Annotated in this window: 18 protein-coding genes; 3 read left to right on the top strand and 15 right to left on the bottom strand. The window is 54.2% G+C overall.

Annotation, left to right across the window (positions count from 1 at the left end; all coding sequences use genetic code 11):
* Window positions 1-5 precede the first annotated feature (5 nt).
* The 8 genes from fabF to yceD form a co-directional block, all read right to left on the bottom strand.
* Entirely contained in the window at window positions 6-1,247 is a 1,242-nt protein-coding gene (fabF, locus tag N1249_RS08405) for a beta-ketoacyl-ACP synthase II (RefSeq protein ID WP_259836686.1), read from the bottom strand.
* Window positions 1,248-1,336: 89 nt separating this feature from the next.
* On the bottom strand, window positions 1,337-1,573 hold the full coding sequence (acpP, locus tag N1249_RS08400; protein ID WP_003857954.1) for an acyl carrier protein: 237 nt from the start codon (window positions 1,571-1,573) through the stop codon (window positions 1,337-1,339).
* A gap of 154 nt (window positions 1,574-1,727) precedes the next feature.
* Entirely contained in the window at window positions 1,728-2,462 is a 735-nt protein-coding gene (gene fabG, locus N1249_RS08395; RefSeq protein WP_014069787.1) for a 3-oxoacyl-ACP reductase FabG, read from the bottom strand.
* A gap of 12 nt (window positions 2,463-2,474) precedes the next feature.
* On the bottom strand, window positions 2,475-3,404 hold the full coding sequence (gene fabD, locus N1249_RS08390) for an ACP S-malonyltransferase (protein ID WP_259836683.1): 930 nt from the start codon (window positions 3,402-3,404) through the stop codon (window positions 2,475-2,477).
* A gap of 16 nt (window positions 3,405-3,420) precedes the next feature.
* Window positions 3,421-4,374, bottom strand: coding sequence for a beta-ketoacyl-ACP synthase III (locus N1249_RS08385; protein WP_014069785.1), 954 nt, complete (start codon window positions 4,372-4,374; stop codon window positions 3,421-3,423).
* Between the two features lie 6 nt (window positions 4,375-4,380).
* Window positions 4,381-5,415 carry a phosphate acyltransferase PlsX gene (gene plsX / locus N1249_RS08380; protein WP_176408551.1) on the bottom strand — a complete coding sequence of 345 codons (1,035 nt, stop codon included), beginning with the start codon at window positions 5,413-5,415 and terminating at the stop codon, window positions 4,381-4,383.
* A 79-nt stretch (window positions 5,416-5,494) separates the two neighbouring features.
* Entirely contained in the window at window positions 5,495-5,668 is a 174-nt protein-coding gene (gene rpmF, locus N1249_RS08375) for a 50S ribosomal protein L32 (RefSeq protein ID WP_003857964.1), read from the bottom strand.
* Window positions 5,669-5,684: 16 nt separating this feature from the next.
* Window positions 5,685-6,206, bottom strand: coding sequence for a 23S rRNA accumulation protein YceD (yceD, locus tag N1249_RS08370; RefSeq protein WP_126543712.1), 522 nt, complete (start codon window positions 6,204-6,206; stop codon window positions 5,685-5,687).
* A gap of 140 nt (window positions 6,207-6,346) precedes the next feature.
* On the opposite strand from yceD, the gene N1249_RS08365 reads away from it, so the two are divergent.
* Complete coding sequence (locus tag N1249_RS08365; RefSeq protein ID WP_259836681.1) at window positions 6,347-6,931, top strand: nucleoside triphosphate pyrophosphatase; 585 nt, start codon at window positions 6,347-6,349, stop codon at window positions 6,929-6,931.
* Between the two features lie 87 nt (window positions 6,932-7,018).
* Here the strand turns inward: N1249_RS08365 and rluC are convergent, their stop codons facing one another.
* Entirely contained in the window at window positions 7,019-7,966 is a 948-nt protein-coding gene (rluC, locus tag N1249_RS08360; protein WP_259836679.1) for a 23S rRNA pseudouridine(955/2504/2580) synthase RluC, read from the bottom strand.
* A 571-nt stretch (window positions 7,967-8,537) separates the two neighbouring features.
* On the opposite strand from rluC, the gene rne reads away from it, so the two are divergent.
* A complete protein-coding gene (gene rne, locus N1249_RS08355; RefSeq protein ID WP_259836677.1) occupies window positions 8,538-11,654 on the top strand; it encodes a ribonuclease E in 3,117 nt (1,038 codons plus the stop codon).
* A 48-nt stretch (window positions 11,655-11,702) separates the two neighbouring features.
* Here rne and N1249_RS08350 read toward each other — a convergent pair whose 3' ends face one another.
* On the bottom strand, window positions 11,703-12,635 hold the full coding sequence (locus tag N1249_RS08350) for a LysR family transcriptional regulator (protein WP_259836676.1): 933 nt from the start codon (window positions 12,633-12,635) through the stop codon (window positions 11,703-11,705).
* Window positions 12,636-12,744: 109 nt separating this feature from the next.
* Between N1249_RS08350 and N1249_RS08345 the strand changes: the two genes are divergently transcribed.
* Window positions 12,745-13,959 (top strand): MFS transporter, encoded by a 1,215-nt coding sequence (locus N1249_RS08345; protein ID WP_182060457.1) that lies wholly within the window; start codon window positions 12,745-12,747, stop codon window positions 13,957-13,959.
* A 78-nt stretch (window positions 13,960-14,037) separates the two neighbouring features.
* Here N1249_RS08345 and flgL read toward each other — a convergent pair whose 3' ends face one another.
* The 5 genes from flgL to flgH all read right to left on the bottom strand — a co-directional run bounded on the left by flgL (window position 14,038) and on the right by flgH (window position 19,486).
* The gene (flgL, locus tag N1249_RS08340; RefSeq protein WP_259836673.1) at window positions 14,038-14,991 is read right to left on the bottom strand and encodes a flagellar hook-associated protein FlgL; all 954 of its coding nucleotides are present in this window, start codon (window positions 14,989-14,991) and stop codon (window positions 14,038-14,040) included.
* Window positions 14,992-15,005: 14 nt separating this feature from the next.
* The gene (gene flgK / locus N1249_RS08335) at window positions 15,006-16,646 is read right to left on the bottom strand and encodes a flagellar hook-associated protein FlgK (protein WP_259836671.1); all 1,641 of its coding nucleotides are present in this window, start codon (window positions 16,644-16,646) and stop codon (window positions 15,006-15,008) included.
* Between the two features lie 75 nt (window positions 16,647-16,721).
* Window positions 16,722-17,678 (bottom strand): flagellar assembly peptidoglycan hydrolase FlgJ, encoded by a 957-nt coding sequence (gene flgJ, locus N1249_RS08330; RefSeq protein WP_259836669.1) that lies wholly within the window; start codon window positions 17,676-17,678, stop codon window positions 16,722-16,724.
* The gene (locus N1249_RS08325) at window positions 17,678-18,775 is read right to left on the bottom strand and encodes a flagellar basal body P-ring protein FlgI (RefSeq protein WP_014069775.1); all 1,098 of its coding nucleotides are present in this window, start codon (window positions 18,773-18,775) and stop codon (window positions 17,678-17,680) included. Before N1249_RS08325 ends, flgJ begins: the two co-directional genes overlap by 1 nt.
* 12 nt (window positions 18,776-18,787) lie before the next feature.
* On the bottom strand, window positions 18,788-19,486 hold the full coding sequence (gene flgH, locus N1249_RS08320; protein WP_014069774.1) for a flagellar basal body L-ring protein FlgH: 699 nt from the start codon (window positions 19,484-19,486) through the stop codon (window positions 18,788-18,790).
* Window positions 19,487-19,540 lie beyond the last annotated feature (54 nt).

Raw genomic sequence — 19,540 nt, 5'->3', positions numbered from 1 at the left:
CAGGATCAGATCTTTTTGAAGATCAGAGAACCATTCGTGCCGCCGAAGCCAAAGGAGTTACACAGGGTGTACTCCATGCCGCTAACCTGACGCGCTTCGTGTGGAACGAAGTCCAGATCGCAACCTTCATCCGGGTTATCCAGGTTGATGGTTGGCGGAACAGCCTGATCGCGCAGCGCAAGGATAGAGTAGATAGATTCTACTGCACCCGCCGCACCCAACAGGTGACCGGTCATGGATTTCGTCGAGCTCACCATTACGCGGCTGGCGGATTCACCGAAGATAGACTTAACAGCCTGTGCTTCTGCTTTATCGCCAGCTGGGGTAGACGTACCGTGGGCATTGACGTAGCCAATCTGAGCTGGAGTGATACCCGCATCGCGGATGGCGTTAGCCATCGCCAGCGCTGCACCAGCACCATCTTCCGGTGGTGACGTCATGTGATAAGCATCGCTGCTCATACCAAAGCCAACGATTTCAGCATAGATTTTGGCGCCACGTTTTTTCGCGTGTTCGTACTCTTCCAGCACGATCATACCGGCACCATCACCCAGCACGAAACCATCACGGTCTTTATCCCATGGACGGCTCGCCGCCTGAGGATTATCGTTACGGGTAGACAGCGCACGCGCTGCACCAAAACCACCAACACCCAGTGGGGTGCTGGCTTTTTCAGCACCGCCCGCTACCATCGCATCGGCATCGCCATAGGCGATAATGCGCGCAGCCTGACCGATGTTATGCACACCAGAGGTACAGGCGGTAGCGATGGAAATGCTTGGGCCACGGAGCCCGAACATAATGGTCAGGTGACCTGCCACCATGTTAACAATCGTTGACGGAACGAAGAATGGGCTAATCTTACGCGGGCCACCGTTCATCAGAGATGTGTGGTTTTCCTCGATTAGGCCAAGACCGCCAATCCCGGAGCCAATAGCGGCACCAATACGGGTTGCGTTCTCTTCCGTAATGACAAGGCCAGAATCCTGCATGGCCTGAACGCCAGCGACAATTCCATATTGAATGAAGGCATCCATCTTGCGCTGTTCTTTGCGCGAGATGATCTCTTCACAGTTAAAATCCTTTACTAAGCCAGCAAATTTCGTTGCATAGGCGCTAGTATCGAAATGGTCGATTAGGCTGATGCCGCTCTGACCGGCAAGGAGAGCTTTCCAGGTGGACTCTACGGTATTGCCGACAGGAGACAACATGCCAAGTCCGGTCACAACTACACGACGCTTAGACACGTTTGTCCTCCAGGGAGGGATAAAAAGGGATTCGTGGGACTAAAAAAGATAAAACTCAGGCGGTCGAATGACCGCCTGGAGATGTTCACTTACGCCTGGTGACCGTTGATGTAATCAATGGCAGCCTGAACGGTGGTGATTTTCTCAGCTTCTTCGTCCGGAATCTCAGTATCAAACTCTTCTTCCAGAGCCATTACCAGCTCAACGGTGTCAAGAGAATCTGCGCCCAGGTCTTCAACGAAGGAAGCGGAGTTCACAACTTCTTCCTGCTTAACGCCCAGCTGTTCGCCGATAATTTTCTTAACGCGTTCTTCGATAGTGCTCATACTCTTAAATTTCCTATCAAAACTCGCTTTCGCGATGGTTTTCGTAGTGTATAAAATGTTGAAAAATTTGCAACTAAATCCCGGCAGGTCTTACCACGATTTTACGTTATTTTGAGGCCATTTGCCCTAATAACGCAAATATTTTCGATCGTGATTAAACCATATACATCCCGCCGTTGACGTGGAGGGTCTCACCAGTGATGTAACCCGCTTCGTCAGAGGCTAAAAATGCAACCGCACTGGCAATTTCTTTAGGGTCGCCAAGACGGCCCGCAGGAACTGCTGCCAGTGTACCCGCACGCTGATCATCGGTCAGCGCACGCGTCATGTCCGTTTCAATAAAACCCGGAGCAACAACGTTTACAGTAATACCGCGGGACGCAACTTCACGTGCCAGCGACTTACTGAAACCGATCAGGCCTGCTTTCGCCGCAGCGTAGTTAGCCTGACCAGCATTTCCCATGGTACCAACCACAGAACCAACAGTGATAATACGACCATGACGCTTTTTCATCATAGCGCGCATTACCGCTTTTGACAGACGGAATACAGATGACAGGTTGGTTTCGATAATATCGTTCCACTCATCATCTTTCATTCGCATCAGCAGGTTGTCGCGAGTGATCCCGGCATTATTTACCAGAATATCCACTTCGCCAAACTCTGCGCGAATATTTTCCAGAACAGATTCGATAGATGCCGGTTCGGTCACATTCAGTACCAGACCTTTACCGTTTTCACCCAGATATTCGCTGATGGCTTTAGCGCCATTCTCGCTGGTTGCTGTACCAATCACTTTCGCGCCACGCGCAACCAGTGTTTCAGCAATTGCGCGCCCGATACCGCGGCTTGCGCCGGTGACCAGTGCGATTTTTCCTTCAAAACTCATGGTATTCCTCTTTTATTGCGAGAGTGCCGCTGACATCGCTTCCGGCTCGTTAATCGCCGAGGCAGTCAGGGTGTCAACAATACGTTTTGTCAGACCGGTGAGGACCTTACCAGGACCGACTTCATACAGATGCTCAACGCCCTGTGACGCCATAAACTCAACGGTTTTGGTCCACTGAACTGGGCTATAGAGCTGACGAACCAGCGCATTACGGATAGCGTCCGGCGCCGTTTCGCACTTCACATCGACGTTGTTCACAACGGCAATCGTCGGTGCGTTAAAGGTAATTTTTTCCAGCTCAACCGCCAGTTTGTCGGCAGCTGGCTTCATCAGCGCACAGTGAGACGGCACGCTAACTGGCAGTGGCAGAGCACGTTTCGCGCCCGCAGCTTTACAGGCAGCACCCGCACGTTCAACCGCTTCTTTATGACCCGCGATAACCACCTGGCCTGGCGAGTTGAAGTTGACCGGAGAAACAACCTGGCCTTCAGCTGACTCTTCACATGCTTTAGCGATAGACGCATCATCAAGACCGATAATCGCAGACATGCCGCCGGTGCCTTCTGGTACAGCTTCCTGCATGAACTTACCGCGCAGTTCAACCAGACGTACGGCATCAGCAAATGCGATCACGCCTGCGCAGACCAGCGCAGAGTATTCGCCCAGACTGTGACCTGCGAGCAGCGCTGGCGCTTTACCGCCCTGCTGCTGCCAGACACGCCACAGCGCAACAGATGCGGTCAGCAGTGCTGGCTGCGTCTGCCAGGTTTTGTTCAGCTCTTCAGCAGGCCCCTGCTGAGTCAACGCCCACAGATCATAACCCAGTGCATCAGAAGCTTCACGGAAAGTCTCTTCGATTACCGGATAGTTTGCTGCCATTTCAGACAACATCCCAACGGTTTGAGAACCCTGTCCCGGGAACACAAAAGCAAATTGCGTCATCTTTTTAATCCTTATACTAGAAACGAACCAGTGCGGAACCCCAGGTGAACCCACCACCAAAGGCTTCAAGCAAGACCAGCTGGCCCCGTTTGATTCGTCCATCGCGTACCGCTTCATCAAATGCGCAAGGTACCGACGCCGCAGAGGTGTTGCCGTGACGATCCAGGGTCACCACAACGTTATCCATCGACATGCCCAGCTTTTTCGCTGTTGCGCTGATAATGCGCAGGTTCGCCTGATGCGGAACCAGCCAGTCGAGCGCGGAGCGTTCAAGATTGTTCGCTTCCAGCGTTTCATCGACAATGTGAGCCAGTTCGGTCACTGCCACTTTGAACACTTCATTACCCGCCATGGTCAGGTAGATGGAGTTGTCCGGGTTAACGCGATCCGCGTTAGGCAGGGTTAACAGCTCGCCGTAGCTACCGTCAGCATGTAAATGCGTGGAGATGATACCCGGCTCTTCGGACTGCCCAAGCAGTACCGCGCCAGCGCCATCGCCGAAAATAATAATGGTCCCGCGATCTTCCGGGTTGCAGGTGCGTGCCAGCACGTCAGCGCCGATAACCAGCGCGTGCTTCACAGCACCGGATTTAACATATTGATCGGCAATGCTCAGTGCATAAGTAAAACCTGCACAGGCTGCGGCAACATCAAACGCCGGGCAACCTTTAATGCCCAGCATGTTTTGAATCTGACATGCGGCACTTGGGAAGGCGTGCGTCGCGGACGTTGTTGCTACCACGATCAAACCAATCTGTTCTTTATCAATGCCAGCCATTTCAAGCGCACGTTGTGCAGCTTCATAGCCCATAGTGGCAACGGTTTCGTCTGGCGCGGCAATACGACGTTCACGGATACCTGTGCGCGTGACAATCCACTCGTCAGACGTATCTACCATTTTTTCCAGATCGGCGTTGGTTCGCACTTGTTTTGGCAGGTAGCTGCCGGTACCTATAATCTTCGTATACATGTACGCTCAGTCACTTTTAGCTAATACAGATTCCAGGCGAGCGGCAATCCGCTGTGGGACTTGTCGCTGCACCGCCTGCACTGCCTGTTCAATCGCGACGGAAAAAGCTCGCTGATTGGCCGCACCGTGACTCTTAATCACAATACCGCGCAATCCTAACAGACAGGCGCCATTATACTGGTCGGGGTTGAGGTGACTGAATCGCCGCGTCAGGCTTTTTTGTAACCAACGCTTCAATAAAATCAGCCACCAGGACCTTTTTTTCCCTTCGCCCTGCGATTTGAGCAGCGAAAGGAACATTCGAACGACCCCTTCCATGGTTTTTAACGTTACGTTACCGGTGAACCCATCGCACACCAGCACATCGGTTTTACCGGTGAGCAACTCATTGGCTTCGAGATAACCAATATAGTTGATAGAAGGGACCTGTTTTAACAATTCCGCGGCTTCGCGAATGTTATCCAGACCTTTTGTCTCTTCTTCACCAATATTCAGTAACGCAACGCGGGGATTGTTGATCCCGACAACCTCTTCTGCCAGCACCGAACCCATGACGGCAAACTGAGCCAGCATTGTACTATCACAATCAACGTTAGCGCCCAGATCCAGCACTACCGTTTTGCCCTTTTGCTGATGCGGCAACACCGTCACCAGCGCCGGACGCTCAATGCCCTCTATCGGCTTGAGCAATAATTTCGACAGCCCCATCAGCGCACCGGTATTCCCGGCACTGACGCAAGCCTGAGCTCGCCCTTCTTTTACCAGCTCCAGCGCCATTCGCATAGAACTGCCACGGCTATTGCGAATAGCCTGCGATGGCCGGGCATCACTGGCAATAACTGACTGCGCAGGAATAATCTGCAGACGCGAACGTTGTTCGAAGTCAGCTTTTGCAAGTAATGGCGTGATTGTGTCGGGATTACCGACTAAAAGAAGTGTGAGTTGCGAATTAGAATTCAGTGCCTGCAATGCTGCAGGCACTGTCACAGAAGGGCCAAAATCGCCCCCCATGACATCTAACGCCAGGGTTAGACGTGTCAAGGTGTCGTCACTGCCTGGTTTGGTGTTTCCCCAGTTGCCTGGGGAAATCCTCACTAAGCTTCATCACGCTTGCGCGTAATTACTTAGTGATTACCTTGCGGCCACGGTAGAAACCGTCAGCAGTGATGTGGTGACGCAGGTGTTTCTCACCAGAAGTCTTGTCTACAGACAGGCTGGTAACTGCGGTCAGCGCGTCATGGGAACGACGCATGCCACGTTTGGAACGGGTTGGTTTATTCTGTTGTACGGCCATGGACCTTACTCCTCAATTACTTACGCTTTAAGCTGGCTAATACGGCAAATGGGTTTGGTTTTTGCGCTTCATCAGGCAGTTCCCCAAAGACCATGTCCGCCTCGGACACTTCACAGTGTTCAGAATCATGCACCGGAACAACTGGCAAGGAGAGGATGATTTCATCTTCAACCAGAGCCAGAAGATCGATTTCACCGAATTCGTTAACCTCAATCGGCTCATACGCTTCCGGGAGTGCTTCAGCCTGTTCGTCAGAACGAACCGGACTAAAACAATACGTTGTGTGAACATGCTGTACAAACGGTTTCCCGCAACGCTGACATTCGAGCGTTACCGTCACCTTTGCATCACCGGTTAAAACGGCAAGGCGCTGGTTATCGATAGCGAACGACATGGAGCATTCTACATCACTGTCCACACTGACTACGGATTCGGCAATACGCTCTGCCTGATCGGAAGAATAGATTCCTTCGTAATCGAGGCGTTTCTGAGCCGTACGAACCGGATCAAGAGTCAGGGGTAATTTTACCTTTTGCATAGGGCGCGCATATTAACTTTGTAACGTCATATAGTCAAAGAAAAAGGCAACCAGGGCTGCCTTTTGCCAATTATTCGCACACATTGCGGCCTGTAGTTTAAAATGGCTGGCATCGATACGCTATATCTGGTGATAAAAATATGCCAAATCTCGTTCTCGCCTCCACTTCACCCTACCGTCGAATGTTGCTGGAAAAACTCGGGATCCCGTTTGAGTGTGCCGCACCGGCCGTTGACGAAGCCCCACAATCAGGTGAGTCACCACGGCATCTGGTCACACGTCTGGCGCAGGAAAAAGCACAATCTCTGGCTGCTCGTTATCCTGCGCATTTGATTATAGGCTCCGATCAGGTTTGCGTACTTGATGGTGTCATCACCGGAAAACCGCATACCGAAGAGAATGCCATCCAGCAGTTGATGAGCGCACGCGGCAATATCGTGACCTTTTATACTGGCCTGGCGCTATATAACTCGGCCTCTGGTCATCTGCAAACCGAATGCGAGCCTTTCGATGTGCACTTCCGCCATCTCAGCGAGCAAGAGATTGTGGATTACGTGCGTAAAGAACGGCCGCTGAACTGTGCAGGCAGTTTTAAAAGTGAAGGGTTGGGGATTGCGTTGTTCGAAAGACTGGAAGGCCGCGACCCTAACACGCTGGTCGGTTTGCCGTTGATTGCGCTTTGCCAGATGTTAAGACGTGAGGCGTTAAATCCGCTCAGTGCTTGATTTAACCGTTGCGGCCTGATGCCCTCTCCCTGTGGGAGAGGGTGCACACATTAAAAACGACAACTTCGTTGCCGTTTTACTTTTACCTTAGCCGCGCAGGACTTTCAGGCAGCGTTTCAGCTGATCGTCCAGCGGCGCTTCAACACGCATCACCTCACCCGTCCCCGGATGGGTAAATTTCAGCGCAGCCGCATGAAGGAACAGACGCGATAACCCGGTGCCTGCCAGCTGTTTATCGAACTCCCTGTCGCCGTAACGGTCATCAAATGCGATAGGATGCCCCGCGTATTGCGTATGCACGCGGATCTGGTGCGTACGGCCCGTGACCGGGCTACAGCGCACCAGCGTGGCAAACTCAAAACGCTCTTCGACTTTAAAACGCGTCTCTGACGGTTTGCCTTCCTGGTTAACGCGAACAATGCGTTCGCCGCTTTGCAGGATATTTTTCAGCAACGGTGCCTGAACCACTTTCATATGAGACTGCCACTGACCACGCACCAGCGCCAGGTAATCCTTCTGCATTCCTTTATCACGCAACTGCTCGTGCAGGGAACGTAACGCAGACCGCTTTTTCGCTACCAGCAACACGCCAGAGGTATCACGGTCGAGGCGATGCACCAGCTCAAGGAAACGCGCTTCCGGTCGCAAGGCGCGCAGGCCTTCAATTACGCCAAAACTCAGACCACTGCCACCATGTACCGCCGTGCCCGATGGCTTGTTCAGCACCAGGATGTGATCGTCTTCATATAAAATCACATCGCTAAGAGCCGCGACTTTCTGCAATTTTGGTGAAACCGCCTCTTCTTCACGCTCGGCAACACGTACCGGCGGAATACGGACTTCATCGCCCGCTTCGAGTTTATATTCAGGTTTCACGCGTTTTTTGTTCACCCGCACCTCGCCCTTACGCAAGATGCGATAAATCATACTCTTTGGTACGCCTTTCAGTTGAGTACGCAAAAAGTTATCGATACGTTGCCCCGCTTCATCATCGGCGATGGCAACCATTTTTACGGCTGGAGTCTCTGTTTTCATGGTTGGCGATTCTAAATATCGTCACGCATTAGCGCCACTCATTTTTCTATGCTTATATTTACTTTTATCCGGCACGCTTTCTTCGTGCGCAATCGATTTGGTGGATATTAGACCAATCGCTTCGCTGAAGTGGAGAAACTGTGAGTAACCGGGTGATAATTGGTAAAAGTCATCTTGCTATAACCCGGCGAGCAGTGGAATAATGAGGCCGTTTTCCGTGTTAAATCCTGGTTAAGTAAGGATACTGACGGAATGACCAATTTTGTCTGACCGATCATCCACGCAGCAATGGCGTAAGACGTATTGATCTTTCAGGCAGTTAGCGGGCTGCGGGTTGCAGTACTTCCCGGTATAAGGATTGTTCTCTGGAGAGTTTTACCCAGGCAATTCCCCTGATAATTGCGCTGTGTTTCCGTATGAAATACAGGCAACCGACACTCTGCGCCTCTTAAGCGAGCGACAACCGTGAGGTTGGCGACGTGAATAGTCACGAGGCCATCGGTTCATACCCCGGAAAGCGTCACCTTGCCCGCAGCTTTGTCGTCAATGTAAGAATAATGAGTAAGTTACGATGAAAAGAATGTTAATCAACGCAACTCAGCAAGAAGAGTTGCGTGTCGCCCTTGTGGATGGGCAGCGCCTGTACGATCTGGATATCGAAAGTCCTGGACACGAACAGAAAAAAGCGAACATTTACAAAGGCAAAATCACCCGCATTGAACCAAGCCTTGAAGCTGCATTCGTCGATTACGGCGCTGAGCGTCACGGTTTCCTTCCTCTTAAAGAAATTGCTCGCGAATACTTCCCTGCCAACTATAACTCCCACGGTCGCCCGAACATTAAAGATGTACTGCGCGAAGGTCAGGAAGTTATTGTTCAGATTGATAAAGAAGAACGCGGCAATAAAGGCGCTGCGCTGACCACCTTTATCAGCCTGGCAGGAAGCTATTTGGTACTGATGCCAAACAACCCGCGTGCGGGTGGTATCTCTCGCCGTATCGAAGGCGACGACCGTACCGAGCTGAAAGAAGCGCTGGCAAGCCTTGAGCTGCCGGATGGCATGGGACTTATCGTTCGTACCGCAGGCGTGGGCAAATCTGCCGAAGCTTTGCAGTGGGACTTAAGCTTCCGCCTGAAGCACTGGGAAGCTATCCAGAAAGCAGCTGAAAGCCGCCCTGCTCCATTCCTGATCCACCAGGAAAGTAACGTCATCGTGCGTGCTTTCCGTGACTATCTGCGTCAGGACATCGGCGAAATTCTGATTGATAATCCGAAAGTGCTTGAGCTGGCTCGCCAGCACATCGCCGCACTGGGTCGCCCGGATTTCACCAGCAAAATCAAACTGTACACCGGTGAAATCCCGCTGTTCAGCCACTATCAGATTGAATCCCAGATTGAGTCCGCCTTCCAGCGTGAAGTGCGCCTGCCATCCGGCGGTTCTATCGTTATCGATACCACTGAAGCGCTGACCGCAATCGACATCAACTCCGCACGTGCAACGCGCGGTGGCGATATCGAAGAAACCGCCTTCAACACCAACCTTGAAGCGGCCGATGAAATCGCCCGCCAGTTGCGCCTGCGCGACCTGGGTGGCCTGATTGTTATCGACTTCATCGACATGACCCCTGTACGCCACCAGCGCGCGGTTGAAAACCGTCTGCGTGAAGCGGTACGTCAGGACCGTGCGCGTATCCAGATTAGCCATATCTCTCGTTTTGGCCTGCTGGAGATGTCCCGTCAGCGTCTGAGCCCGTCACTGGGTGAGTCCAGCCATCACGTCTGCCCACGCTGTTCTGGTACAGGTACCGTTCGTGACAACGAATCACTGTCCCTGTCGATTCTGCGCCTGATTGAAGAAGAAGCGCTGAAAGAGAACACCAAAGAAGTCCACGCCATTGTTCCGGTGCCGATTGCCTCTTACCTGCTGAACGAAAAACGTGCCGCAGTCAGTGCAATCGAAGCGCGTCAGGGCGGCGTACGCTGCATCATCGTGCCAAACGACCAGATGCAGACCCCGCACTACCACGTGCTGCGCGTCCGCAAAGGCGAAGAAACCACGACCCTGAGCTACCTGCTGCCTAAGCTGCATGAAGAAGAGATGGCCCTGCCATCTGATGAAGAGCCTGCCGAGCGTAAACTGCCTGAGCAGCCTGCATTAGCTACCTTCATCATGCCGGAAGCACCACCGGAAGCCGCACTGGAAAAACCAGCTGTGAAACCTGCTGTTCAAAAACCTGCGCCAGAAGCGGCGAAAGCACAGCCTGCTCAGCCAGGTCTGCTGGGTCGTTTCTTCGGTGCACTGAAAAAGATGTTCGCAGGCGAAGAAGCACAGCCAGAACAGCCGCAGGAAGCACCGAAAGAAGCGAAGCCAGAGCGTCAGCAGGATCGTCGTAAGCGTCAGAACAACCGTCGCGATCGCAATGACCGTAACGATCGTAGCGACCGTAACGAGCGCCGTGATAACCGTTCCGACAGCAACGAAGGCCGTGAGCAACGCGAAGACAACCGCCGCAACCGTCGTGAGAAACAACAGCAAAACGTTGAAGATCGCGAAATTCGCCAGCAGGCGGGCGATGAGTCTGAGAAGAGCAAACAGCGCGACGAGCAACAGCCTCGCCGTGAGCGTAATCGTCGCCGTAACGACGACAAGCGTCAGGCTCAGCAGGAAGTTAAAAACCTGAACCGCGAAGCCCCTGTTGAACAGCAGGAGACCGAGCAGGAAGAACGTACTCAGGTTATGCCGCGCCGTAAACAGCGTCAGCTGGCTCAGAAAGTTCGTTTCGCGTCAGAGCAAACGGAAGAGACCGCAATCGTCGCGACTGAAACCGTTGCTGAAATCGCGCCGAACACCCAGCTGGCTAAAGTAGACCTGCCAGCCGTGGTCGACAACAGCGCAGAACAGGATGAAAACGGTGAAGCCCGTGATAACGCAGGGATGCCACGTCGCTCCCGTCGTTCTCCGCGTCACCTGCGCGTAAGCGGCCAGCGTCGTCGTCGTTATCGTGACGAGCGTTACCCAGGCCAGTCACCAATGCCGTTGGCCGTAGCCTGTGCTTCCCCGGAAATGGCCTCTGGTAAAGTCTGGATCCGCTATCCGGTAGCACGTCCAGAGCAGCTGGTTGAAGAAGCGGTTGTGGCTGAAGAGATCGTGGCTCCAGTTGAAGCCGTACAGGAAGTGGTAACAGAAGCCGCAACCGTTGTTGAGCCTCAGGCTGTTGAGAGCGCTCCTCATGCCGTTACCGTGGAAACCACCCATCCGGAAGTGATTGCTGCGCCGGTTGATGACGCTGTACACATCATCGCGGAAGAAGACACTGTGGTTGCAGAGCAGGTAGCAGAAGAAGTTGAACCTGCCGCACCGGTTGAAGAGATCGTTGAAGCGGTCGCTGAAGAGGTAGTGGCCGAAGCACCCGTTACCGTTGAGGTTAAGGCTGAACCTGCACCTGTTGTTGCCGAAGCCATCGTGCCGGAAGTGAAGCCTGAACCGGTTGTCGAAGTGGCTACCCGTGCTCACGTTGCCACTGCGCCAATGACGCGTGCGCCAGCGCCAGAGTACGTGCCAGAAGCACCTCGCCAGAGCGACTGGGTTCGTCCAAACTTTAACTTCGACGGCAAAGGCTCTGCCGGTGGTCACAGTGCAACGCACCAGGCGACTGCACCGGCTACCCGCCCACAGTCTGTTGAGTAAGTCTGCGTAAAATAAGAAAAGCCGACCTTCGGGTCGGCTTTTTTATTGCTACTGCTCGGGTTTTCTCATGCCGGCGATGTCCGGCATCACCTGGCGCATCAGCTCCAGAAAACGCCTCAGACGCGCCGGATAATAGCGTGACCACGGATACACCAGATGCACAGGTAACGCCGCCGGTTGCCAGCCGGGAAGCAAATGCACTAACCGCCCTTCCTGAATATCCTGTTTGACCGTCCAGCTTGAAACAACTGCCACACCCAGCCCGCTCAGCACGGTATTACGCGCCACATGCAGGCTGTCGGTACTCAGTCTTGGGGTGATGGCAATACGCGCGGGCAACTCAGAAACGCCATCGAATAACTCGACATGACGTTGATAAAAGGTGTTGATCGCAATCCATGGCAGCGCAGAGAGATCTTCCGGGGTTTTCACAGGCGCAAACTGAGCCAGCAGCTCCGGCGATGCCACCACACAACGCGGGACTTCAGCCAGCAGCACGGAAACGGTCGCCGGATCGATTTCCGCCCCCACGCGGATGGCACAGTCGAGATTATCGCTCAGGAAGTCGACCGACTTATCATTCAGCATCCACTCCACGGATAACTGCGGGTAACGCTGCAAAAATTGCGTGAGCGGTTTAAGAAGCTGATCCTGCCCAAAAGCATGGGGTGCACGGACCCGCAGCACGCCAACCGGTTCGTCTTCGGTCTGCCCGACTTCATCTTCCAGTGCCAGCCAGCTATCAATCACCCGTCGGGCATGTTGATAACAGCGCTCGCCATCATCCGTTAATTTGGTTGCATGGGTAGTACGTAGCAACAACCGTACACCCAGCACGGTTTCCAGAGATTGCAGACGCCGGCTGACTGTCGCCTGCGTTGTGCCAAGCTGCCTTGCTGCCGCCGACAACGAACCCGACTCTACAATGCGCACAAACGTCCGCATCAGCTCAACCCTGTCTATACGCTCATTTCGCTTCATGATTTTACTGGTGATACGTTTAACGTATAAGCGTTTTACCACCAGGCCGTCTACCACCACAAGGCTGACTGCGAAAAAATATCCTCACACTATGACTGAGGAACGTCTTATGAACACAACAACTGCCACCCATGCCGTAAGCCGCTGGGTTATTTTTATGCTGGCGATGGGTGCCGGATTTAGCGTGGCATCAATTTACTATGCCCAGCCTCTGTTGCCCCTGATGGGTTCAGACCTGCATCTGAGCATCGAAGGCATGGGCCTGGTCCCCACTCTGACCCAGGCAGGCTATGCGCTGGGCATTCTCTTCCTGTTGCCGCTCGGCGATCGCCATGACCGCAGAACATTAATCCTGATAAAAAGTGCCGCCCTGGCCCTCTTCTTACTGGGCTGCAGCCTGACCGGGCAGTTACATTCCCTGCTGCTGGCAAGCCTGTTAATCGGGATGGCCGCAACCATGGCGCAGGATATCGTCCCTGCGGCAGCCATTCTTGCGCCGGAAGGCAAACAGGGTAAAACCGTGGGCACGGTCATGACCGGTTTGTTACTGGGTATTTTACTGTCGCGTACCGTTAGCGGCGTGGTGGGTGAAGCCTTTGGCTGGCGCGTTATGTATCAGCTGGCCGCCGTCAGTATTGCCATTATCGGCGCGGTGATGTGGGCGGTACTGCCGCGTTTTGCGACCCACTCCACGCTCAGCTATCCGGCACTGATGCGCTCAATGGAGCACCTGTGGCGTCGTTATCCGGCCCTGCGCCGTGCGGCACTGGCTCAGGGTTTCCTTTCGGTTGCGTTCAGTGCGTTCTGGTCAACGCTTGCTGTAATGCTGTTTGAGCGTTATCACCTGGGCAGCGCGGTTGCCGGTGGGTTTGGTATTGCCGGTGCGGCGGGTGCGCTTGCTGCACCGCTGGCGGGTGGCCTGGCAGATAAACTGGGCGCGGGGAAAGTCACCCAGCTTGGGGCAGTACTGGTGACCGTCTCTTTTGCCCTGATGTTCCTGATGCCTGCCCTTGGCACACACGGGCAATTGTTCCTGATCGCGCTTTCCGCCGTCGGTTTCGACCTGGGTCTGCAATCGAGCCTGGTGGCGCATCAGAACCTGGTCTACAGCCTTGAGCCGCAGGCACGCGGTCGTCTGAACGCCCTGCTGTTTACGGTAGTCTTTATCGGAATGGCGCTGGGTTCAGTGGCGGGCACGAATATCTATTCCCTGGCGGGCTGGTCTGGCGTGGTAGCGCTGGCAACCCTGTGCGGCGCCATTGCACTGGTGATCCGCTTGATTGAAAGCGCCCGTGTGATGTCTGCTCAGGCTGAGGCGTTATAAAAAAAATGCCCAATCCAGATATGGATTGGGCAGTCAAAACATGCCCAGTTTCGAGACATGTTCTAAGAGGTCAAGATGTTACTTGTTCAACTGGAACAGAGACATGCCCTGCATATCGCTGAACGCTTTATAAGACGCCTGCAATGCCGCCTGCTGCATGGTGTAAGACGAAATCACCGAGTTCCAGTCAACGTCAACCAGATCGCTCATCTGCTGAGTTTGTCCCAGCGCACGGTCATCGCCCAGTGCATCCAGTTTATCCAGCTCATTCAGCTTCGTACCCAAATCAGCACGTACTGTCAGAACGTTATCCAGCGAATTACTCAGGCCACGGTTGGCTTTATCAACCGAAGCGGTCAGGGCGTCAGCAGCGGTCTGATCGTCGGCAATCGGCGTATTCAGCGCGGCAATCGCCGAGTCCAGGATTTTGAACAGGTTCGTTTCCGGGGCACTGCCATCTGGCTCTGGTTTTGCGCTGCTGGTGAAGTTATCGAAAACTTCAGTGCCGGTATGGCTGATTTGCATGGTACGCGCCGAATCAACCTGCTGGCTGATTGGCGTCGTGCCGCCAGCGTAATCACCGGTCGTTGAATCAAAAGCCGCCGCTTCGGTTTTGTAACCGGCAAAGATATAGCGGCCATTACCATCGGTGCTGTTCGCAAGGTTCATCAGCTGATCGCGGATACCCTGGAGGTCAGTCGCCAGCGAAGCGCGGTCGGTATCACTCAGCGTGCCGTTGCCCGCATAAACGATCTTTTCCTGCGCGCTCTGGATAGCCGATGTCACCTGCGTCAACACGTTCTCTTCCAGAGAGACTTTGGTCGTTGCAAAGCTACGCGCCAGCGTATACTGGCTGTTCTGAGTTTGCGCCTGAGACAGCACAACAGCCTGAGACGCGGCAATCGGGTCATCGGATGGGCGGTTTACACGCTTACCGGTAGACATCTGTTCGCCATAACCGAGCCAGAGACTCTGGGAGTTTGTCACCCCACGCATACTCTGCTCATACATCATTTGAGTACTAATACGCATTTTTGACCCCGGTCTTAGCGAATATTGATTAACGCATCAAAGAGCGTGCTGGCAGTCTGAAGTACCTGCGCATTCGCCAGGTAATACTGCTGATAACGTTGCAGGTTGCCGTACTCTTCGTCCAGGTTAACCCCGGAGATAGACTGCTGCTGCTTGGTCAGCTGCGTCACAACGTTGGTCTGCGTTTCGCTACTGGTTTTCAGCGATGCGGTGGTGCTACCTACCGTACTGACCAGTGCAGCGTAGGCATCGTTGAAGGTCTTATTGCCACCAACCACTTTGGCGCTTTGCAGATCCAGCAGTTTTTGACCGTTGGTGTTATCGCTATCGCCACTGCCGCTGGCTGACGCCATTGCCAGTTTGGATTCGTCGCTAATCGCCAGGTCCATATTGATGATGACGTCGTTGACCGGCTTCACAACGAAACTGTCTTTGGTGTTCGCAGAACCGCTGATGCTGACGTTCAGGCCGTCAAACGACAGGTTGCCGCTGGCATCAGCCGTTGCGGTGAAGCTGGTTTTGTCCGCCAGACGGGTTACCGTCCAGTTGGTGCCGTTGTATTCGACTTTATAGTTAGTCGCCTGTACCGCAGAGCTGTCAGTTACGCTCGCCGTCACGGACGCACTGCCGGTATTTTTGCTGTTGCTCAGCACTGACGGAGAACCATAATCAAACAGTTTGCCGCCCGCATAGCCATTGGCATCAAACCCGGCTTCATGCTGTTTATTCATGGCATCGGCAAACGCCAGCGCCATCTGGTTCAGCGAGTTACGTGCTTTATCCAGATCCTGAGAACGGAAGGTTAACAATCCGCCCAGGGAACCGGTGGTGATCTGTTTTTCCGGGATCTCAACGTTGCCAGAAGCCGCATCCACATACGCAACCGTGATACGTGAAGGATCAGCGCTGGACTGAACCGCCGCCAGCTGATTCGCGGTGCTGCCCTGAACCAGGGTGTAACCGTTCGCGAAGGAGATGTTGTAGGTACCGCTGTCCTGCACGGCCACTTCAACACCCACGATCTGGTTCAGGTTATTCACCAGCTGGTCACGCTGATCGAGCAGTTCGTTCGGAGATGAACCTGCACCCACACCGGTCAGACGTGAAATCTGATCGTTAAGGTTCGCGATTTGTTTCGCGTAGGCGTTGATCTGGTCGACGCTGCTGGAGATAGAGGTATTAACCTGCTTATCCTGGTCGCGCAGATACTGGTCGTTAACCTTGAACTGGTTCACCAGGCCATCAGCTTTGCCGAGTACCGTCTGGCGTGCAGCCGGGTCTTCTGCGTTACTGACCAGCGTTTGCAGGCTGGTAAAGAAGTCCTGCAACGTCGTGGACAGTGAGTTCGTGGTATCAGACAGCACGTCGTCAATTTTCGACATCTGCTGATAACGCGTTGTAAGCCCGCTGTTCTGGGTATCTGCCGCACGCAGCTGGTTAGTAATGAATGCATCATACTCACGCTGTACACCGGAGACATAAACCCCGTTGCCAACCCAGCCACCGCCTGTCAGCGTGCTGTTAGAGGCTCCCAGAATGGTGTTCTGGCGAGTGTAACCGGCCACGTTGTAGCTTGAAATATTATTACTGACGGTATTGAGTGCCGCCTGTGCAGCACTGAGGCCACTCATGGCGCTGTTAATCAAACTGGACATGGGGGTTCCTTTTATACTTTCAGACACGAGTCCTGATGAAGGTTATCGGCAGCCTCCACCGGGACTTGAGAACTTTCAGAACAGATTTTCGAGATCTGTGCTATAGGCTTTGCTGACTTTCTCGCCCATCGATTTCAGCTGCTGGATCATGCTGGTAAGCTTACGCGCATAGTTTGGATCGGTGGCGTAGCCCGCGTTTTGCAATGCCTGCGCGCCCTGCTCCGGCGTTGCCGCCTGGGTCACAGCGTTATAACGCGGGTTGCGGCTCAGCACGTTCACGTAATCCGACAGAGCTTCCAGATAGGAGCTGTACACACGGAATTTCGCTTTCACTTTCACGGCGGAGCCGTTTTCGTATTCCGTGGTGGTGATCTCGGTGGTTGGCCCTTTCCAGCTGGCGTTAGCCTTAACGCCAAAGATGTTAAAGCTTGGCTCACCGTTTTCTTTACGGATCTGACGTTGCCCCCAGCCCGACTCCAGCGCAGCCTGCGCCAGAATCAGGTGATGCGGTACGCCGCTCTGCTCACTGGCAAGCCGCGCAGGCAGGGAAAGCTGCGCCAGGAAGTCCTTGCTGTCACCGGAAAGCGGCTCGTCGCTGTTATCGGTCGCCTTCGGCATCGCTTTACGCACCATCTGCGTCAGCGCCTGGTTCTGATAACTGGTCACCGTTTCCAGGTCGAACTTCATCGGCACCTGCTGCGGCTGCTCTTCCTGCGCCTGCACACCCTGTGCGGCCTCGGTCTGTTTCACAATCATGTCAGCCAGACCCAGGCCCTTCCCGGCCGTCATCTGCTGCGCAATCTGCTGGTCATACATGCTGGTATAGAGTCGCGTTGAGTCGCTGCTGAAAATCCCGTCTTTCGGCAGGGTTTCACGCATACTTTTCAGCATCATCTGTACAAACATCCCTTCCACCTGGCGGGCGACCGGGCGAATATTCGCCGACGGATCTTTACCCGCTTTGGTTTTCAGTTCGTTGAGCGACTGGGCATCCCAGGCGGCACTGGTCAGCAGTTTGCTATCGGTCAGCATTAGATGATTTCCACTTTGGCACGCAGACAGCCTGCGCTTTGCATTGATTGCAGAATGGACATCAGATCTATCGGCGTTGCACCCAATGCGTTCAGCGCACGTACCACGCTGTTCAGGTTGGCACTGGAGCGCACGCTTTGCAGCGAACCGCCGCTCTGGCGCATATCAATCTGCGTTTGTGGCGTTACCACCGTCTGGCCACCACCAAATGGTGTATTCGGCTGGCTGACGTTCGCGGAACGGTTCACCGTCACCGAGAGATTACCCTGCGCCACGGCACAGCTGTCGAGCATCACTTCGCGGTTCATCACCACAGAGCCCGTACGCGAGTTGATAATGACTTTGGCATCCTGAAGCGGAACGTTGACTTCCATATTCTGGATATCCGCCAGCATCCGCACCTGGTTGCTGCTGCCCGTTGAGGTACGGATCTGCACGGTACGTGCGTCCAGCGCGGTTGCGCTGCCATAGCCACGGCTGCGGTTGATGGTGTCGGCAATTTGCTGCGCCATCGTGAAGTCTTCATTATTCAGTTGCAGGTTAATGGTGTTACCGGAACCGAACTGGGTTGGCAGTTCACGTTCGATAATCGCCCCGCCGGTAATACGTCCGCCGTTGAGCTGGTTCACCTGCACGCTGCTGCCGCCCGCAGATGCACCCGCCCCGCCGACCAGGATGTTACCCTGCGCCAGCGCATACACCTGGCTATCAACACCTTTTAATGGCGTCATCAGCAGCGTACCGCCGCGCAGGCTTTTGGCGTTACCCATAGAGGAAACGACCACATCGATGGTTTGCCCCTGGCGCGCAAACGCCGGGTAGGACGCGGTGACCATCACCGCAGCCACGTTTTTCAGCTGCATGTTGGTGCCCGTCGGTACGGTAATACCAAGCTGGGAGAGCATGTTGTTTAAGCTCTGGGTGGTGAATGGCGTCTGGGTGGTCTGGTCACCCGTGCCGTCCAGCCCCACCACCAGGCCATAACCAATCAGGGAGTTTTCACGTACGCCCTGGACGCTGGTCAGGTCACGAATACGATCGGCCTGAGCAAAGGTAGCCACCAGAGTCAGCACCGCTGCGAAGAGGAATTTAAACATGAGTCACCTCGCTTACATCGGCGATAAGTTAAGGAAGAAGCGTTGCAGCCAGCCCATATTTTGCGCTTCGTTGATGTAGCCGTTGCCGACGTACTCGATGCGCGCATCCGCCACCTGGGTGGACGGTACGGTATTGGTGCCGCTAATGGTGCGAGGGTTAACCACACCAGAGAAGCGGATGAACTCAGTGCCCTGGTTGATGGCAATCTGTTTTTCACCCACAACGTGTAAGTTGCCGTTAACCAGAACCTGGTCAACCGTCACCGTCAGCGTACCGCTGAAAGTGTTACTTGCGTTTGCGCCACCCTTACCGTTAAAGGTGTTGCCGCCAGATGCATCAACATCGGCACGCGCATTGCCAAACAGGCCCTGTAGGTAGCGTGGTACGGTGTCGAAGCCAAAATTGGTTTTGCCATCGCGGCTGGCATTCGCCGACGAGCTCTTGCTCGCACTGACGTTTTCCTGCAACACAATGGTCAGGGTATCGCCGACGTTACGCGGGCGACGGTCTTCAAACAGCGGCTGATAACCATAGTTAATCGGCTGCGCAGTCTGGAAAATGGAGCCGTTCACAACTGGCGCAGGGCCAGGAACGGGTTGGGCGGTAGTCGCACCCTCAACCAGTGGTTTAGACGGGATCCAGGCACAGCCGCTGAGTGTGACGGCCAGGACAGTCATAATCGGATAACGAAACGCCGCGTGTTTTTGCATTGCCTTCATCTTCGAAAACAGGGAGCCGGTGCGGCAGTTACCGCACCGGACTAC

This window comes from Enterobacter sp. CP102 (assembly GCF_025152625.1).
GTDB classification, from domain to species: Bacteria; Pseudomonadota; Gammaproteobacteria; order Enterobacterales; family Enterobacteriaceae; genus Enterobacter; species Enterobacter soli.
This window is presented reverse-complemented; position numbering and strand designations above follow the sequence as displayed.

What these genes read in the sequence shown, in the direction of transcription:
- acpP (WP_003857954.1), bottom strand. Translation starts at nt 1,573, where the DNA reads ATGAGCACTATCGAAGAACGCGTTAAGAAAATTATCGGCGAACAGCTG.
- fabG (WP_014069787.1), bottom strand. Translation starts at nt 2,462, where the DNA reads ATGAGTTTTGAAGGAAAAATCGCACTGGTCACCGGCGCAAGCCGCGGT.
- fabD (WP_259836683.1), bottom strand. Translation starts at nt 3,404, where the DNA reads ATGACGCAATTTGCTTTTGTGTTCCCGGGACAGGGTTCTCAAACCGTT.
- N1249_RS08385 (WP_014069785.1), bottom strand. Translation starts at nt 4,374, where the DNA reads ATGTATACGAAGATTATAGGTACCGGCAGCTACCTGCCAAAACAAGTG.
- rpmF (WP_003857964.1), bottom strand. Translation starts at nt 5,668, where the DNA reads ATGGCCGTACAACAGAATAAACCAACCCGTTCCAAACGTGGCATGCGT.
- yceD (WP_126543712.1), bottom strand. Translation starts at nt 6,206, where the DNA reads ATGCAAAAGGTAAAATTACCCCTGACTCTTGATCCGGTTCGTACGGCT.
- N1249_RS08365 (WP_259836681.1), top strand. Translation starts at nt 6,347, where the DNA reads ATGCCAAATCTCGTTCTCGCCTCCACTTCACCCTACCGTCGAATGTTG.
- rluC (WP_259836679.1), bottom strand. Translation starts at nt 7,966, where the DNA reads ATGAAAACAGAGACTCCAGCCGTAAAAATGGTTGCCATCGCCGATGAT.
- rne (WP_259836677.1), top strand. Translation starts at nt 8,538, where the DNA reads ATGAAAAGAATGTTAATCAACGCAACTCAGCAAGAAGAGTTGCGTGTC.
- N1249_RS08350 (WP_259836676.1), bottom strand. Translation starts at nt 12,635, where the DNA reads ATGAAGCGAAATGAGCGTATAGACAGGGTTGAGCTGATGCGGACGTTT.
- N1249_RS08345 (WP_182060457.1), top strand. Translation starts at nt 12,745, where the DNA reads ATGAACACAACAACTGCCACCCATGCCGTAAGCCGCTGGGTTATTTTT.
- flgL (WP_259836673.1), bottom strand. Translation starts at nt 14,991, where the DNA reads ATGCGTATTAGTACTCAAATGATGTATGAGCAGAGTATGCGTGGGGTG.
- flgK (WP_259836671.1), bottom strand. Translation starts at nt 16,646, where the DNA reads ATGTCCAGTTTGATTAACAGCGCCATGAGTGGCCTCAGTGCTGCACAG.
- flgJ (WP_259836669.1), bottom strand. Translation starts at nt 17,678, where the DNA reads ATGCTGACCGATAGCAAACTGCTGACCAGTGCCGCCTGGGATGCCCAG.
- N1249_RS08325 (WP_014069775.1), bottom strand. Translation starts at nt 18,775, where the DNA reads ATGTTTAAATTCCTCTTCGCAGCGGTGCTGACTCTGGTGGCTACCTTT.
- flgH (WP_014069774.1), bottom strand. Translation starts at nt 19,486, where the DNA reads ATGCAAAAACACGCGGCGTTTCGTTATCCGATTATGACTGTCCTGGCC.